The sequence below is a fragment of the Pseudonocardia bannensis genome (assembly GCF_012911875.1).
GTDB lineage: Bacteria > Actinomycetota > Actinomycetes > Mycobacteriales > Pseudonocardiaceae > Pseudonocardia > Pseudonocardia bannensis.
On sequence record NZ_JAAXKZ010000044.1, the window covers coordinates 26,851 to 41,784 of the forward strand.

Annotated in this window: 15 protein-coding genes; 6 read left to right on the top strand and 9 right to left on the bottom strand. The window is 74.5% G+C overall.

Translation table 11 applies throughout. The features are described 5' to 3' along the window. Positions 1-13 precede the first annotated feature (13 nt). The gene (locus HF519_RS13910; protein ID WP_246243509.1) at positions 14-1,648 is read right to left on the bottom strand and encodes an ABC-F family ATP-binding cassette domain-containing protein; all 1,635 of its coding nucleotides are present in this window, start codon (positions 1,646-1,648) and stop codon (positions 14-16) included. Positions 1,649-1,912: 264 nt separating this feature from the next. Between HF519_RS13910 and HF519_RS13915 the strand changes: the two genes are divergently transcribed. Further along, a complete protein-coding gene (locus tag HF519_RS13915) occupies positions 1,913-2,587 on the top strand; it encodes a lysophospholipid acyltransferase family protein (RefSeq protein WP_169413352.1) in 675 nt (224 codons plus the stop codon). A gap of 7 nt (positions 2,588-2,594) precedes the next feature. On the opposite strand, the gene HF519_RS13920 is transcribed toward HF519_RS13915, so the two are convergent. Next, complete coding sequence (locus HF519_RS13920; protein WP_312860099.1) at positions 2,595-3,296, bottom strand: hypothetical protein; 702 nt, start codon at positions 3,294-3,296, stop codon at positions 2,595-2,597. A gap of 43 nt (positions 3,297-3,339) precedes the next feature. On the opposite strand from HF519_RS13920, the gene HF519_RS13925 reads away from it, so the two are divergent. Beyond that, complete coding sequence (locus HF519_RS13925) at positions 3,340-4,620, top strand: adenylosuccinate synthase (protein WP_169413353.1); 1,281 nt, start codon at positions 3,340-3,342, stop codon at positions 4,618-4,620. A gap of 300 nt (positions 4,621-4,920) precedes the next feature. Here HF519_RS13925 and HF519_RS13930 read toward each other — a convergent pair whose 3' ends face one another. Genes HF519_RS13930 through nth form a run of 4 tightly spaced genes read right to left on the bottom strand, consistent with a single transcriptional unit; the run spans position 4,921 to position 8,320 of the window. Next, positions 4,921-6,117: a MarP family serine protease gene (locus tag HF519_RS13930; protein WP_169413354.1), complete on the bottom strand. Its 1,197-nt coding sequence runs from the start codon at positions 6,115-6,117 to the stop codon at positions 4,921-4,923. A gap of 24 nt (positions 6,118-6,141) precedes the next feature. Continuing rightward, positions 6,142-6,831, bottom strand: coding sequence for an NUDIX hydrolase (locus HF519_RS13935; RefSeq protein ID WP_169413355.1), 690 nt, complete (start codon positions 6,829-6,831; stop codon positions 6,142-6,144). Further along, positions 6,828-7,466 (bottom strand): TlpA family protein disulfide reductase, encoded by a 639-nt coding sequence (locus HF519_RS13940; RefSeq protein WP_211169991.1) that lies wholly within the window; start codon positions 7,464-7,466, stop codon positions 6,828-6,830. Before HF519_RS13940 ends, HF519_RS13935 begins: the two co-directional genes overlap by 4 nt. Positions 7,467-7,510: 44 nt before the next feature. Next, entirely contained in the window at positions 7,511-8,320 is an 810-nt protein-coding gene (gene nth, locus HF519_RS13945; protein WP_312860100.1) for an endonuclease III, read from the bottom strand. Between the two features lie 182 nt (positions 8,321-8,502). On the opposite strand from nth, the gene HF519_RS13950 reads away from it, so the two are divergent. From HF519_RS13950 to HF519_RS13960, 3 genes are all read left to right on the top strand, one after another. Further along, on the top strand, positions 8,503-8,757 hold the full coding sequence (locus tag HF519_RS13950; RefSeq protein ID WP_169413357.1) for a hypothetical protein: 255 nt from the start codon (positions 8,503-8,505) through the stop codon (positions 8,755-8,757). 183 nt (positions 8,758-8,940) lie between these two features. Continuing rightward, positions 8,941-9,615, top strand: coding sequence for a Crp/Fnr family transcriptional regulator (locus tag HF519_RS13955; RefSeq protein WP_169384272.1), 675 nt, complete (start codon positions 8,941-8,943; stop codon positions 9,613-9,615). A gap of 89 nt (positions 9,616-9,704) precedes the next feature. Beyond that, positions 9,705-10,946 carry an MFS transporter gene (locus HF519_RS13960; RefSeq protein WP_312860101.1) on the top strand — a complete coding sequence of 414 codons (1,242 nt, stop codon included), beginning with the start codon at positions 9,705-9,707 and terminating at the stop codon, positions 10,944-10,946. Between the two features lie 25 nt (positions 10,947-10,971). On the opposite strand, the gene HF519_RS13965 is transcribed toward HF519_RS13960, so the two are convergent. Next, complete coding sequence (locus tag HF519_RS13965; protein WP_312860102.1) at positions 10,972-11,799, bottom strand: MBL fold metallo-hydrolase; 828 nt, start codon at positions 11,797-11,799, stop codon at positions 10,972-10,974. Beyond that, on the bottom strand, positions 11,796-12,653 hold the full coding sequence (locus HF519_RS13970) for an NUDIX hydrolase (protein WP_169413358.1): 858 nt from the start codon (positions 12,651-12,653) through the stop codon (positions 11,796-11,798). Before HF519_RS13970 ends, HF519_RS13965 begins: the two co-directional genes overlap by 4 nt. An 88-nt stretch (positions 12,654-12,741) precedes the next feature. Here HF519_RS13970 and HF519_RS13975 point away from each other — a divergent pair, with 88 nt between their 5' ends. Continuing rightward, positions 12,742-13,641, top strand: a complete 900-nt coding sequence (locus HF519_RS13975) for a Gfo/Idh/MocA family protein (protein ID WP_169413359.1) — start codon at positions 12,742-12,744, stop codon at positions 13,639-13,641. 15 nt (positions 13,642-13,656) lie between these two features. Here HF519_RS13975 and HF519_RS13980 read toward each other — a convergent pair. Further along, on the bottom strand, positions 13,657-14,934 hold a 1,278-nt coding region (locus tag HF519_RS13980), incomplete at its 5' end, for a hypothetical protein (RefSeq protein ID WP_211169993.1).

The following is a 14,934-nucleotide window of genomic DNA, read 5'->3' on the forward strand; positions in this document are numbered from 1 at the left end:
CGCCGGCGGTGGGTCACGCGGGGTGGCCGTTGTGGAGTCGCAGTTCCCGGCCGGGCCAGCGGTGGCGTAGCCAGCGGTCGTGGCTGGCCACCACGATCGCCCCGGCGGACGTCCGCAGCGCCTCCTCCAGCTCCTCGGCGAGCACGGGCGAGAGGTGGTTGGTCGGTTCGTCGAGCAGCAGCAGGTGCGGGGCGTCCGCGACGAGCAGGGCGAGCGCGAGCCGGCGGCGCTGACCGACCGACAGCTCGCCGACCGGGCGACCGGTGTCGCGCGGGGCGAGCAACCCGAGCGAGGCCAGCGGGATCCGCTCGGCGCGCTCGGCGCCGAGGTGGGTCGCGTAGACGTCCTGGGCGGTACGACCCGGCCGGTGGAACACCACGTCCTGGGCCAGCAGCCCGGCTCGCAGGCCGCGGCGCCGCCGCACCTCGCCGGCCGCCGGGGTCAGCTCGCCGGCCAGTACCGCCAGCAGCGTCGACTTCCCGGCCCCGTTCGCTCCGGTGACGAGCAACCGGTCGGCGGCGGCCACGTCGAGCCGGTCGAGCGCCAGCCGGGCCGGCACCCGGACCCCGGTCAATGCCACCGCGGGGCCGTCACCGTCGGCCGCGCCGGCGGGCACCGGCGCCCGGAAGCGCAGCGGCTCGGGTGGGCGGCGGACCTGCTCACGAGTGAGCGAGTCGAGCCGCTGCGCGGCATTGCGGACGCGTCGGGAGACCTGTGACTGGACCCGGCCACCGAGGAAGTCGTAACCCATCTTGTCGTTGTCCCGCGGCCCCCGGCCGGGGGCGACCCGCCGGGAGGTGATCGCCACCGCGTGCCGGAGCGCGGCGAGCTCGTCCTGCTCGCGGGCGTAGCGCTGCTGCCAGCGAGCCCGCGCGGCGCGCCGGGCGGCCAGGTAGTCGGTGTAGGTGCCGCCGTAGCGGGTCGGGCCGTCGAGCGCGGGATCCAGGTCGACGACGTCGGTGCACACCGCGTCCAGGAACGCGCGGTCGTGGCTCGCCACGACCACCACCCCGGGCAGCCTGCGCAGCTCCCGCTCGAGGAAGCCCGCGGCGTCGTCGTCGAGGTGGTTGGTGGGTTCGTCGAGCAGCAGCGCGGCGGGGCGGCGCAGCAGCTGGGCGGCGAGCGCCAGCCGGCTGCGCTGCCCCCCGGAGAGGGTCTCCAGCCGGCGGGTGCGCGCGACCCCGGCGAGACCGAGGCCGGCGAGGACCAGCTCGGCCCGGCGGTCGGCGTCCCACGCGTCGTGGCCCTGGGCCCACTCGAGACGCTCGCCGTACGCGGCGAGCAGGTCCGGGTCGTCGGGTCGGGCGGCCAGCGCGGTGGCCAACCGGTCGAGTTCACGGACCGCGTCGCGGGTCTCGCGCAGCGCGTCGTCGAGCACTGCGGCGACCGTGCGGTCACCGGCGAACGGCAACTCCTGGTGGCCGAACCCGAGCCCGTCCGGCCTGGTGACGGTGCCCGCGTCGGGTTCCTCGACGCCGGCCAGCAGCCGCAGCAGAGTCGACTTGCCGGCGCCGTTCTCACCGATCAGGCCGATCCGGCGCCCGGGCACGGCGGTCAGCGAGACACCGTCGAGGACACGGCGGTCGCGGTAGACCTTGACCAGGTCACGCGCGATCAGCGCCGTGGACGGGCATGACAGGGACGACAACGCGCACCACCGGAGGTCGGCAGGGCACCCGCCGGGCGACGGCCTCGGGCACGGGTGGGGGCGTGATCAGATCCGCATGACGGCGTGAGCATGGCGGGCGGCCGGGACCTACCGCAACCGAATTGTCCCCTGCCTGCCCGTCCGCGCCCGCGGTAACGCGCTCGACACCGGCCGGGTCCCGAACGGCATCACGGATCACACGCCATCCGCACCCGGCCGTGCCAGGCTGTGAACACCGTCTTTGCTCGGACCCGGAGGTGGCGCATGCACCTGTTCATCAGGTGGTTCCTGGCCCCGCTCGTGCGATTGATCTACCGGCCGACCGTCCACGGCGCGGACCGCGTGCCGCGCACCGGGCCGGTGATCCTCGCCGCCAACCACCGTGCCGCCGTGGACACCGCTGTGATCCCGATCGTCACTCCGCGACCCGTGTCGTTCCTCGGCAAGGCCGAGTACTTCACCGGCACCGGGCTCAAGGGCCGGCTGGCGGCGCGGTTCCTGTCCGCCCTGGGGTACATCCCGGTCGACCGCGCCAACGCGAAGGCCGGGCTCGCCGCCTTGGACGCCGGGCGCGGCGTGCTGCAGGCGGGCGGCGTGTTCGGCATCTACCCGGAGGGCACGCGATCACTCGACGGGCGGTTGCACCGCGGGCACACCGGGGTCGCCGCCCTGGCGCTGGGGACGGGCGCCGTCGTGGTGCCCGTCGGGCTGGTCGGGACCGAGAAGGTCCAGCCGGTCGGGAAGCGGATCCCGCGCGTCGCCCCGGTGACGGTGCGATTCGGCGAGCCGCTGGACTTCTCCCGCTACGAGGGCCTGGAGAACTCCGCCGTGATCCGCCGGGCGGTCACCGACGAGATCATGGACGCCATCGCGCGGCTCACCGGGCAGGAGTACGTCGACCGGTACCACCGCCGCCCCGGCGAGGGTGCCGCTGCCTGACGCGGTGTCAGGGCCGGACCAGCCGCCAGTCGACCAGGTGCCGGTACCAGGTCCAGCGCGGCACCGCCCGCGGGTGCTCCCGGCCGTCCACGACCGCCGTGGCCGACACGCAGCCCACCTGGACCGCCCGGCCGGTGGCCGCCCGCACCCCGCGACCGGCCTGCACGCGGATCCCGTCCGGCCCGGGGGTGACGACGAGGCGGCGCGCCCGCCCGCGGAGCACGAGGGAATTGTCACAGTAGGCCTCGCCCTGGAGCCCGCGGATCTCGCCGCGACCCACCAGCACCCCGCCGGCGTCGTCGCGGATCAACGGGACCGGCGAGGCGGCGCCGTCGAGTGCGAGCGCCGCCGCGGCCGCCGGATCGGTGGGCAAGCCCCACGCGGCCGCCGCGGCCGACGATCGGGAGGCGGGCAGGTACGCCACCTCGACCGTCTCCAGCCGCTCGGTCCGCAGCAGCCTGAGCAGCACCGCGCCCAGGTCGGCGTCCTGTCCGGCCACGATCAGCCGGCGTGGGAGGTGCTCGGCGAGCACCGGGTCGATGTCGGTGCGGCCCGGGTCCGGGGGTAGCTCGACGGCCGGCACATGAGCCAGTACGGCGGGCACCCGGGCGACCCGGGACGCGGGGCGGATACCGTGGAACGGGAAACGGCGCCTCGACCCGCCACCATGGCAGGTCAGCAGCACCACATCCGAATCGATCGAGCTCACCTGATCGGTTAACCTCTCGCCGCAGCCAGGAGTGGAGTTTCACATGCCGGCGATCGTGCTGATCGGCGCCCAGTGGGGCGACGAGGGCAAAGGCAAAGCGACCGACCTTCTGGGCGGTCAGGTGCAGTGGGTGGTGCGTTACCAAGGAGGTAACAACGCCGGCCACACCGTCGTGCTACCCAACGGCGAGAACTTCGCCCTGCACCTCATCCCGTCCGGCATCCTCACGCCGGGCGCGAAGAACGTCATCGGCAACGGGGTGGTGGTCGACCCGGGCGTGCTCCTCGAGGAGCTGTCCGGTCTCGAGGCCCGCGGTGTCGACACCAGCGGCCTGCTGATCTCGGCCGACGCGCACTTGATCATGCCGTACCACATCGCGATCGATAAGGTCACCGAGCGGTTCCTCGGCAAGGCCAAGATCGGGACCACCGGGCGGGGCATCGGGCCGGCGTACCAGGACAAGGTCGCGCGGGTCGGTGTCCGGGTGGCCGACGTGCTGGACGAGAAGATCCTGCACCAGAAGGTCGAGGCCGCGCTGGCCTACAAGAACCAGGTGCTGGTCAAGGTCTACAACCGGCGCGCGCTCGAGGTCGAGGAGGTCGTGGACACCGTGCTCGAGCACGGCCAGAAGTTCGCGTCCCGGATCGCCGACACCCGGCTGCTGCTCAACCAGGCCCTCGAGGCCGGGGAGACCGTGCTGCTGGAGGGCTCGCAGGGCACCCTGCTCGACGTCGACCACGGCACCTACCCGTTCGTCACCTCGTCGAACCCGACGGCCGGTGGGGCGGCGGTGGGGTCGGGCATCGGTCCCAACAAGATCACCCGCGTGATCGGGATCCTCAAGGCCTACACCACCCGTGTCGGCTCCGGTCCGTTCCCGACGGAGCTGCTCGACGAGATGGGCGAGCGTCTGCGCAAGGTCGGCGGCGAGTTCGGGGTGACCACCGGCCGGTCGCGCCGCACCGGCTGGTTCGATGCCGTGATCGGTCGCTACTCCGTCCGGGTCAACGGCATCACCGACTACTTCCTCACCAAGCTCGACGTGCTCTCCGGGCTGGAGAAGGTGCCGGTCTGCGTGGCCTACGACGTCGACGGCAAGCGCACCCACGACATGCCGATGACCCAGACCGACGTGCACCACGCCCTGCCGGTCTACGAGGAGCTGCCCGGCTGGTTCGAGGACATCTCGGGGTGCCGGACGTTCGAGGAACTGCCGGCCGCCGCGCGCGCCTACGTGCACCGGATCGAGGAGCTCACGGGAGCGCCGGTCTCGGCGATCGGGGTCGGCCCCGGCCGGGACCAGACGATCACCCGCGAGGTCTGAGCCCCCTGCCGCCGTGACCGCGGGCCGCTGACCGGCCCGCGGTCACGGCGGTGCCGGCGAGCCGGGCGCCGGGTACCCCTCCGACCCGGCGCGCCGGCCCGCCGACGTCCTTCACCGGCGTGCGCCGCGTCCTCCTCGCGCGCCCGCATCCCCGCCGGGAGCACCTCTGCGGCGCCCCGTGAGCAGCGCGCCCCCCACGACCACGCCGCGCGATGACACGGCGGCCGTGCACCGCCGCGACACCACGGGGGGAGGAGCGCGGCCCGCCCGGTCCTGATACGAGCCGGGCGGGTGGTCTGCTCAGGCTGCGCAGGAACCGGTGTCGACCCGGCGGGAGAGACCCTGCGATTCGGCCAGCGCGACGGCCACCTGATCGGCGGTGAGCACGAAGCCGGTCTCGGAGTCGTCCAGCGCAGCGCCGAACACCACACCCACGACCTGACCGTCCGGGGAGATCATCGGCCCACCGGAGTTCCCGGAGCGCACGACTGCGCGCACGGTGTACACGTCACGGGTCACGGTGCCGCTGTCGTAGATGTCCGGGCCGCGCAGCTGGATCCGGTCCCGGACCTTGGCTGCGGTGGCCGTGTACGGGCCGTCGAGCGGGTAGCCCAGCACGATGGCGTCGTCGCCGACCTGCGCCGGGTTCGGCGCGAACTGCAGCGGCTCCGCCTGCAGGTCGGGCACGGCGAGCACCGCGACGTCGATCTCGGCGTCGTACGACACGACGGAGGCGCGCAGGTCCCGGGTCCGTCCGTTGCGACCCACCACCTCGACGCTGGTCTCCGACGTGCCGGCGACCACGTGGGCGTTCGTCATGACCCGCTGCGGGCCGATCACGAACCCGGTGCCCTCGAGCTGGCGGGAGCACGACGGCGCGCGTCCGCGGATCTTCAGCACGCTCCCGCGGACGTCCCGGACCACCGGGCTGTCCAGCAGTGCGGGGTCCGGCGGGCCGACCGCGGTGATCGGGGTCTGCGCGAACGGGCTGAGCACGTCGGGGAAGCCGGAGTTGTCGAGCAGTTGCCGAAGCTCCGCGGGCAGCTTGCGGGCTCCCGCAGGCATCATCGAGTCGACGGTCTGCAACACCTCGGAGCCGCGCACACTGGAGGCCAGCCCCGGAAAGCTGGCCGAGGCCAGCGGCAGCGCGACCAACCAGGCCGCGACCACCACCGTCGCGGCCTGCAGCACCGAACCGAGCGTGGAGTCGACCCGCAGGGAGCGCTCGCCGGTGATCCGGTCGCGGATCCGCCGACCGAAGAACACCCCGGTCGTCTCGCCGAGGGCCACCAGCAGCACGACGATGACGATGCTGACGATGATCCGGGTGCCGGGCGCCTGGATGTTCTCCACCAGCAGCGGTGCCAGCCGCACGCCGAGGATCGCCCCGCCCAGCACGCCGACGAACGACAGCAACGCGACCGCCATGCCGTGCCGCCAGCCGGAGACACCGGCGACCAGCGCGAGCAGGACGACGAGGACGTCCACCCAGCTCATGATCTGCTCACGCGGAGACCGCCGTCATCTTCCTGCGACCTCCTGCCTCGCGGCCCGGGCCGCGGACCACGCCGTGCCCAGATCGTCGACCCGGGACCTGTCCCAGGGCCGTTCCCATCCACCCAGATGCAACAGCGCGGACAATAGGCCCCCGGTGAAACCCCACACCAGCAGACCCGCCACGCTGAACGCGGGCCCGATGTAGCCGGAGGGATGACTCACCTGCAACCGGTTGGCGGGATCGGCCAGCGCCGCGACCGGAACCCGCACGACCCGGGCCGTTTCGCCAGGATCCACCGCCCGTACCGGGACCGGCCGCTCCCAGTGCGCCAGCACCGGGGTGACCACGAAGCCCGACGGCGGGATGAACAGCTCCGGCAGCAGCGTCAGCGGGACCACACCCGACGGGTCCAGCCCGGTCTCCTCCTCCGCCTCGCGCAGTGCGGCCGCGAGCGGGCCCGCGTCGGTCCGGTCGATGCCCCCGCCGGGGAAGGAGACCTGGCCCGCGTGGTTGCGCAGCGCGGCCGCCCGCTCCATGAGCAGCACGTCGGGGCCGTCCGGACCCTCGCCGAACAGCATGAGCACAGCGGCGCGGCGGCCGCCGGCGGGCGGGGGGATCCGGTGCCGGCTCAGGGTGGCCGCGTCGACGCCCTCCACGCCGTCCAGCAGCGGCTGCATCCAGCCGGGCGCCCGATCGGGTGCGAGACCGGTCACCGGGCGGCTCCCGGGCCGAGGCGGGCGACGGCGGCCGCGACGTCGTCGGCCGAGCGGAACGGCACCGGTGGATCGACCATCGTGACGCTGCCGTCGGCCGCCACCAGGTAGCTCACCGGCAATGCCGGCGGCAGCGACAGGGCGGCGCGCAGCGCGTCGCCGGGGTCGGTGATCGAGGGCAGCCGCACGCCGAGATCGGCGAGCAGCCGCAGCGCGGAGCGCGGGTCGTCCCGGACGGCCACCCCGACGACGGGTATCGCACCCGGACGGGCGGCGTACTCGGCGAGCACCGGGAGTTCGGCCCGGCACGGCTCGCACCAGGAGGCCCACACGTTGAGCAGCGCCGGTCGGCCGGCGAGCGCTGCGCCCAGGTCGACGGTGCCCGCGGCGCCGAGGCACGGCACGGTCACCCCGGCGAGCGGGCCGCCGGCCGGGCCCGTCCCCGTCGGGCACGGCTCGAGCGCTGCCGCCGCCCGCAGCGGGGCGAGTTCGGAGTCGCCGACGGGGACCACGGCTGTCGGTGCCGGGGCCGTCGACGAACCGGACCCGCCGCCCGGCCACAGCGCGACCACGGCCACGACGGCGAGCAGCACCACCACGACCGTGGTGACGATCTCGGAGCGGGACGCGCGCAACCGACCCACCCGCGAGGCTGTGCGGGCGGGACCACCGCCCGCGCTCACGCGGCTCCGCCCGACCCCTCGGCCGGAGCCGGGTCGAAGCCGGCCAACGCCAGCAGGTGTGGCGCCTCCGGGCCCTTGACCAGGGCGGCGGCCTGGGCCGGATCGGTGGGGCCGGTGCCGAAGGCCGGGCAGTCGAGGGCCAGGGTGCACACCCCGCAGGCCGGTTTGCGGGCGTGGCACACCCGCCGGCCATGGAAGATCACGTGGTGCGAGACGATCGTCCAGTCCCGCTTCGGGACCAGCTCGCCGACCGCGTGCTCGATCTTGACCGGGTCCTCCTCGCCGGTCCACCCCCAGCGACGGACCAGCCGGCCGAAGTGGGTGTCGACGGTGATGCCGGGGATGCCGAACGCGTTGCCGAGGATCACGTTCGCGGTCTTGCGGCCGATGCCGGGCAGCTTCACCAGCTCGTCGAGGGTCGCCGGCAGCACGCCGTCGTGCCGCTCGACGACCGCCGCGCCCAGGCCGATCAGCGAGGCGGCCTTGTTCCGGAAGAAGCCGGTCGGCCGGATGAGCTCCTCGAGTTCGGTCCGGTCGGCGCGGGCGTAGTCGAGCGCCGTCGGATAGCGGGCGAACAGCGCCGGGGTGACCTCGTTGACCCGCTTGTCCGTGCACTGCGCGGACAGGATGGTGGCGACGGCCAGCTCGAGCGGCGTGGTGAAGTCGAGCTCGCAGTGTGCGTCGGGGTAGGCGGCGGCCAGGGCGCGGAGCGTGCGCCCGACGCGGCGGGCGCGACCCAGGCTGCTCTCCCCGGCGGCGACCCGGGCGGCCAGCTTGGCCGCGCTGCGCCGGGTGGGGGTACTCACGGGCACGAGGGTACGGGCACGCGGGGCGGTACCCGACGTGACCGGGCCGCCGGCGAACCGCCCGGCCGGGCACGGAGCCGGACAGACCGGTCCTGCGCGGGTCACGAATCGGTATCGCCCACGGCGGTTCACGCACCCCCGCCGCCTGGCCCCGGCCGCGATGCGGAATCATTTCTCCCGACATGACTGCATGGTTGTCCGTCCTCGTGCCGCTGTTGGTGATGTTCTTCGCGCTCGGTATGGAGCGCGTCGAATCCCGGCTGCGGGAGGCCACCGTCCGTCAGGAAGAGCTCGACGAGCTGCTCGAGCAGCCGCGGCCCGACGAGGTGCGTGCGCTGTTCCGGCAGGGCACCAGTCGGGCGCTGGAGCTGTTCCGGTTGCGGAGCCGGGGGGCGGGTACCCGGCGCGCGGCGAGAAGGAGCAAGGTCTCCCCGTAGGCAGCTGGAAGGTCGGCGACAACGGACCGGGGGCCCGGACCTCCAACCGCTGGTCACGATCGTGTCGCCCTGATCGGGCGGACCTTGAGGACGGCGTCTCGTCGTGGTGTGGGGCCGACCCCCTAGACTGACGCGCCGATGATCCGTCGCGTGGACGCGGCCGGATGGACGAGGAGCGGAGTTGTGGACGAGGTTCTGATCCGCGCAGGGATCTTCCAGGGCGTGGAGCCGCAGGCTGCGGAGGTACTGGCCCAAGCGCTGGAGCCGGCCGAGTTCCCGCGCGGGCACGTGATTTTCTCGGAGGGCGAGCCGGGTGACCGGCTCTACATCATCGGCAGCGGCAAGGTGAAGATCGGCCGTAAGTCGCCGGACGGTCGTGAGAACCTGCTGATGGTTGCGGGGCCCTCGGACATGTTCGGTGAGCTCTCGATCTTCGACCCGGGCCCGCGCACGTCGTCGGCGACGGCGGTGACCGAGGTCCGCGCTTACACGATGGACCGTCAGGCGCTGCGCGAGTGGATCGGCAAGCGGCCGGAGATCGCCGAGCAGTTGCTGCGGGTGCTCGCCCGCCGGTTGCGCCGCACGAACAACATGCTGGCCGACCTGATCTTCACCGACGTTCCCGGCCGCGTGGCGAAGTCGCTGCTGCAGCTGGCTCGTCAGTTCGGCTCGCAGGAGTCGGGCCTGCTCCGGGTGACACACGACCTCACCCAGGAGGAGATCGCGCAGCTGGTCGGGGCGTCGCGGGAGACCGTGAACAAGGCGCTGGCCGACTTTGCCCACCGCGGCTGGCTGCGGCTCGAGGGCAAGAGCGTGCTGATCCTGGAGCCCGAGCGCCTGGCCCGCCGCGCCCGCTGATCCCCGGCGGCCCCACCCGGGGCCGGCCGGGGCGGTAGTGACCGAAAACTTCTGGTACGGGCGTACCAGAACGTGCGAGGCTTCACGGCGTGTCCGTCTCGCTCGCCGACTACCGCGCCGCGGTCTGCGCCCCCGGTGCGGCCGTGCCCGTGCTCGCCTCCGCTGTCGGGCGGTTGCCCATCGCGATGTTCGGCCTGGCCACGCTGCTCTACGTGCAGCGTGAGACGGGATCCTTCGCGGTGGCCGGCCTGGTGTCGGCGGGCTCGCTGGCGGGGGTCTCGGTCGGCTCGGTGATCCAGGGCCGGGTGATGGACCGGCTCGGGCCCACCCGCCCGTTGCTGCTCGTGGCCGGCATCTTCGCGCTGGCCGTCGCGGTGCTGGTGCTCGCGATCGAGTCGGGCCGCCCGCTCGCCGTGCTCGTGCCCGCGGCCGTGCTCACCGGACTGAGCATGCCGGCGATGCCGGGTGCGTCGCGGACGCTGTGGGCCCGGCTGGTCCCGCCCGGGCCGCGCCGCGAGGCGGCGTACAGCTACGAGGCGATCAGTCTCGAGGTCTTCTTCATCCTCGGCCCGGCGCTCGCGGCGTTCCTCGTCACGGCGCCGTGGCCGGGGACCGGGGCGGTCGCCGCTGCGGCGGCGATGGTGGTGGGCTCGATCGGATTCGCGCTGAGCGGGCCGGTCCGGGCGCAGCGTCCCGCACCCTCCGACCCTGCGGCTCCGCGCACCGGTCTGCTCGGCGCCCTTGCCCGGCCCGGGATGCGCACGGTCGCGCTCGCCTCGCTGGGCTTCGGGCTGGTCGTCGGCGCGGTGGAGGTCGGCGTGCCCGCGGTGGCGGCCGCGGCCGGCTCCCCCGCCCTGGGTGGGGTGCTGCTGTCGGCGTGGTCGGTCACCTCGGTACTCGCCGGGGTGCTCTACGGGATGCGGCCCTGGCCCCGCCCGCTGCACCTGCGCATGCCGGTGCTGCTGGCCGGCTTCGGGGTGCTCGTCGTCGCGATGGCCCTGACCGGACCGACCGGTTCGATGCTCGTCCTGCTGCTCGCGATGCTGGCGGCGGGTGCGCTCATCACGCCGCAGATCACGGCGCACTCGATGGCGGTGGACGTCGCGGCGCCCGCCGGCACGGCGACCGAGGCGTTCGGCTGGGTCGTCACCGCGGCGACCCTCGGGCTGGCTGCGGGGCAGTCCGTCGCGGGAGTGGTCGTCGAGGCGGCCGGGCCGCCGGCGGCGTTCGTGGTCGGCGGGACCATGGGGGTGCTGCTGGCGGTGGTCCTCTGGGCGTGCCGCCACACGCTCGCCGAGGCCTCCCCGCCGCCCGCTCTGGCCTCCGCCTGAGCGACCCGCGCCCGGCCGGCGTGGGCTACGCCCGGAGGTAGTCCAGCTGGGCCCGGACCGACCACTCGGCCGCGGGCCACAGCACCCGGTCGACATCGGCGTAGACGATCTCCACGACCTGTCGCGGCGTCGCGTCCGGGCCCAGCCGGCCCAGCGCAGCGCGCACCTGGTCGAGCCGCTCCTCCCGGTGCGCGAGGTAGGCCGTCGCGACGGCCGGGGCGTCGGCCAGTTCGGGGCCGTGCCCGGGGAGCACCGCCGTCCCCGGCGGCAGCTCCGCGAGCAGCCGCAGGGAATCCAGGTACGGCCCGAGCGAGCCGTCCGGGTGCGCGATGACCGTCGTGCCCCGGCCCAGGATGGTGTCGCCGGTGAGGACGGTGGAGGTCGTGTTCCCGGGGCCGTCGAGCACGAACGAGATCGAGTCCGAGGTGTGCCCGGGCGTCGCCAGGACCCGGATCTCCAGCCCGGCCGCCGCGACGACGTCACCGTGAGCGAGTGCCTCGGACCCCAGGACCAGCGACGCGTCGAGCGCCCGCACGGGGGCGCCGACCATTTCGGCGAACCGGCGGGCACCGCCGGCGTGGTCGTGGTGGTGGTGGGTCAGCAGTACCTGGGTCACCGGACCGTGTTCGGCGATGCGCCGCAGGTGCTGCTCGTCGTCCTCGCCCGGGTCGACGACCACGCATTCCTCGACCCCGGGGGCGCGCAGCACCCAGGTGTTGGTGCCCTCCAGCGTCATCGGTGACGGGTTCTCGGCCAGCAACACCGATGCCAGCGGGGTGACCTCGCGGAGGACGCCGTAGGCGGGATGCTCTGTCACGGTGAGCGGCGGGGGCGGCTGATGCGGATCCGTCACGGTCGTCCTCCCGGACTCAGATGGTCGACCGCGGTGGCGTACTCCGGGTCACCCGGCACCACGACGACGACCTGCTCGCCCTGCCGGCGCACCTTGGGGATGACCGGGGTGATCGTCCGCTCGGCGGCTGCCGCGAGCGCGCTCGCCGCATCGGCGAACGCGGCCACCTGCTGCAGCGTGCGCAGGGTGGGCGCCATCAGCTCGATCTCACCGGCCTGCCACCGCTCCAGCGCCGCGGCCGGATGCCACCAGGCTGCCTCGACGGCCTCGGTGGTGGCGGCGTCGGCCTGCTGCCCGTCCGGGACGATCGCGGTGAAGAAGACCGTGTCGTAGCGGCGCGGGCTGGCGGGCGGGGTGATCCAGCGGGCCCAGCCGCGCAGCAGGTCGGAGCGCAGCACCAGGCCGGTCGCGGCGAGCAGATCGGCGAGCGTGCGCCGCCGCGCGACCAGATCCTCCCGGCCGGCGGCGAGGGCCGGGGCGAGATCCGGACCGAGCGCGGCCCCGCCCTCGGGCGGGCCGGCCAGCAACACCCCGCACTCCTCGAACGTCTCCCGGACGGCGGCCTGCACCAGCGCCCCCGCGAGCTCGGGCTCGCAGGCCAGCCGACGGCCCCACCACGCCGGATCGGGTCCGCTCCAGTGCGCGGGATCGGGCCGGTCCCCCGGGTCGACACCGCCGCCGGGGAAGACCGTCATGCCGCCGGCGAAGGCCATGCCGGCCACCCTGCGCTGCAGGAAGACCTGCAGTGGCGAGCGGCCGGGCGCGGGGTCGGGCGAGTCGCGCAGCATAACTACCGTCGCGGCCAGCCGTGGCACAGCGACAGCGCCGGGCTCGGCGGCTCCCCCGATGGTCATCTGCCGGACGATATGCCATGGCGGCGGCTCGCGCGGGTGACCGACGCCACGTCGCCTCGTCGGCGGGCCGGGTGGCCGTCTCGGAAGGATGGCAGCCGTGGAGCGACTGCGCATCGGCCTGGTCGGAGCCGGACCGTGGGCCCGGCGGGTGCACGCCCCCGCGATCGCCGCTCATCCCGGGACGACCCTGGCCGGTGTCTGGAGCCGCCGACGCAGCAGCGCGGAGGACCTGGGCCCGAGGGCCGGTGGGCGCGTGTACGACCGCGTCGCCGACCTGCTCGACGACGTCGACGCGGTGGCGTTCGCCGTACCGCCGCGGGTGCAGGCCGACCTGGTGCCGGTGGCCGCTGCGGCGGGCCGCCACGTGATCCTGGAGAAGCCGCTGGCCGACTCCCTGGGCGGGGCGCGGGCGGTGGCCGACGCCGTCGCCGCCGCGTCCGTCTGCTCGACGACCATGCTGACCCTGCGGTTCGACCCGGTGATCCGTGGCTGGCTGGCCGGCCTCCCCGACGGCCCGGCCGGCCCCGACACGATCGGGTCGGCGCGCTGGCTGTCGGGGGCCCTGCTCGGCGGACCGTACGCCGGGTCGGGGTGGCGGGCCGAGCACGGGGCGCTCCTGGATGTCGGCCCGCACGTCATCGACCTGCTCGATGCCGCGCTGGGACCGGTCACGGGCGTGGACTGGGCGCACCGTACGGACCCGGACACCTGGCGGTTCGGGCTCGTGCACGCGGGTGGTGCGCGAAGCACCACGACGGTGTCGCTGCGGCTGCCGGTGGACCCGTCCGAGGTGGAGGTCGCGGTGTTCGGCGGAGCCGGTCGACATGTGGTGACGAGCAAGCCGGCGGACGCCCGCGCCTGCTACGGCGTCCTGCTGGACGAGTTCTGTGACGCGGTGGCCGGCGGCCGGACCAGCAGCCCGTGCGACGCCGACCGAGCCCTGCACGTGCAGGAGATCATCGAGCAGGTGCGGTCCGCGGGACGCTGACCGCGCTGCGGGCGGTCAGCCGGCGAGGTCGGGGGGGTCGAGCCGACCCGGCGGGGCGACGCCGTTGGTTGCGCCGTGCGACCCGTTCGACATGCTGCGCCGACGCGAACGGGGACGCTCGCGTGCGGCCAGCTCGGCGTGCAGTTGGCGGAGCAGCTCACGCTCGGTGTAGCTCAGCGTCGACATCGCGTCGTCGTCCTGTTCGCCTTCCGGCGACTCGGGGCCGGGGGCCTGCGCCGCGTCGTCGGTGGGCTGCTCGGCGGGCGGTGCCACCGCACTCGCGTCCAGGCCCTGCTCGGTGTCCGGGTCGGAGCGGTGCCGGGCCCGGCGGCGTCTCGGCAAGGGGTCGGCCGGAGTGCCGAATCCGCCGCCGTCGGTGCCACCGGTGCGCTCGACGCCGTCGGTGTCCTCGAGGTTGCCTGTGTTCCTGCTGCTGTCGGCTCCGTCGCTTGTGGCGCCGCCGTCGAAGACGCTGCTGCTGCCGAAGGCGCTGCTGTTGTCGGTCCTGTTGTCGGTGGTGTTGTCGAAGATGCTGCTGCCGGCGGCCCTGCTTTCGGTGGCGCTGTCGAAGGCGTTGCGACCGGGGGCGCCGATGTCGGCCGGGCTGCCGTCGGTGGTGGGGTCGGGGTCGTCGTCGGTCGCGTTCGGAGCCGCGGATCTGCTCGGCGACGGCGCGGGACGCGGTGCGTGCCGATCAACCGGCTGCTCGTCGGGCCGGTCGGGCTCGGCCGCCGCGGAGGTCGACGGTACGGCCCATGCGCCGGAGGTCCAGTCGTCGACCCAGCTGCGGGTCGGCTCCGGTAACGAGGGCAGCGAGTCCAGGGACACCGACGGCGCCAGCGGGACCGGGGTATCCGTGGTGCCCAGCGTCGGGTCCAGCAGCGGGTCGAGCAGGGGCTGCCGCAACGGCCCGCTGAGCGGGTCGTTCATCTCGGCGAGCAACGGGAGGGCGCCATCGTCCGGGGACGGGCCGGCCACCGGACGCGGGGAGGGAGTGGGCCGCTGCGGGTCGAGCGCCGCCGGCCCCGGGTCGGCGGCCGTCGTCTCCGCCGCGGTCCTCGCGAGCGGTTCGCCTGCGGCCGGTGCGGAGTGGCGCTCCGCCGTCGGCTCGTCTCGTGGGGCGGGCCCCTCCGCGACCGCGGACATGTCCTCGCCGGAGGCCGGGGCGTCCACCTGCTCCGGCCGAACCAGCGGCGTGGGGCTCGGAGCGGGGGCCGGACGCAGCCGCACGACGGGCCGCGGGCGCGCATCCGCGGGCACCGCGTCGAGGGTGGGCACGATGCCCGACGGGGG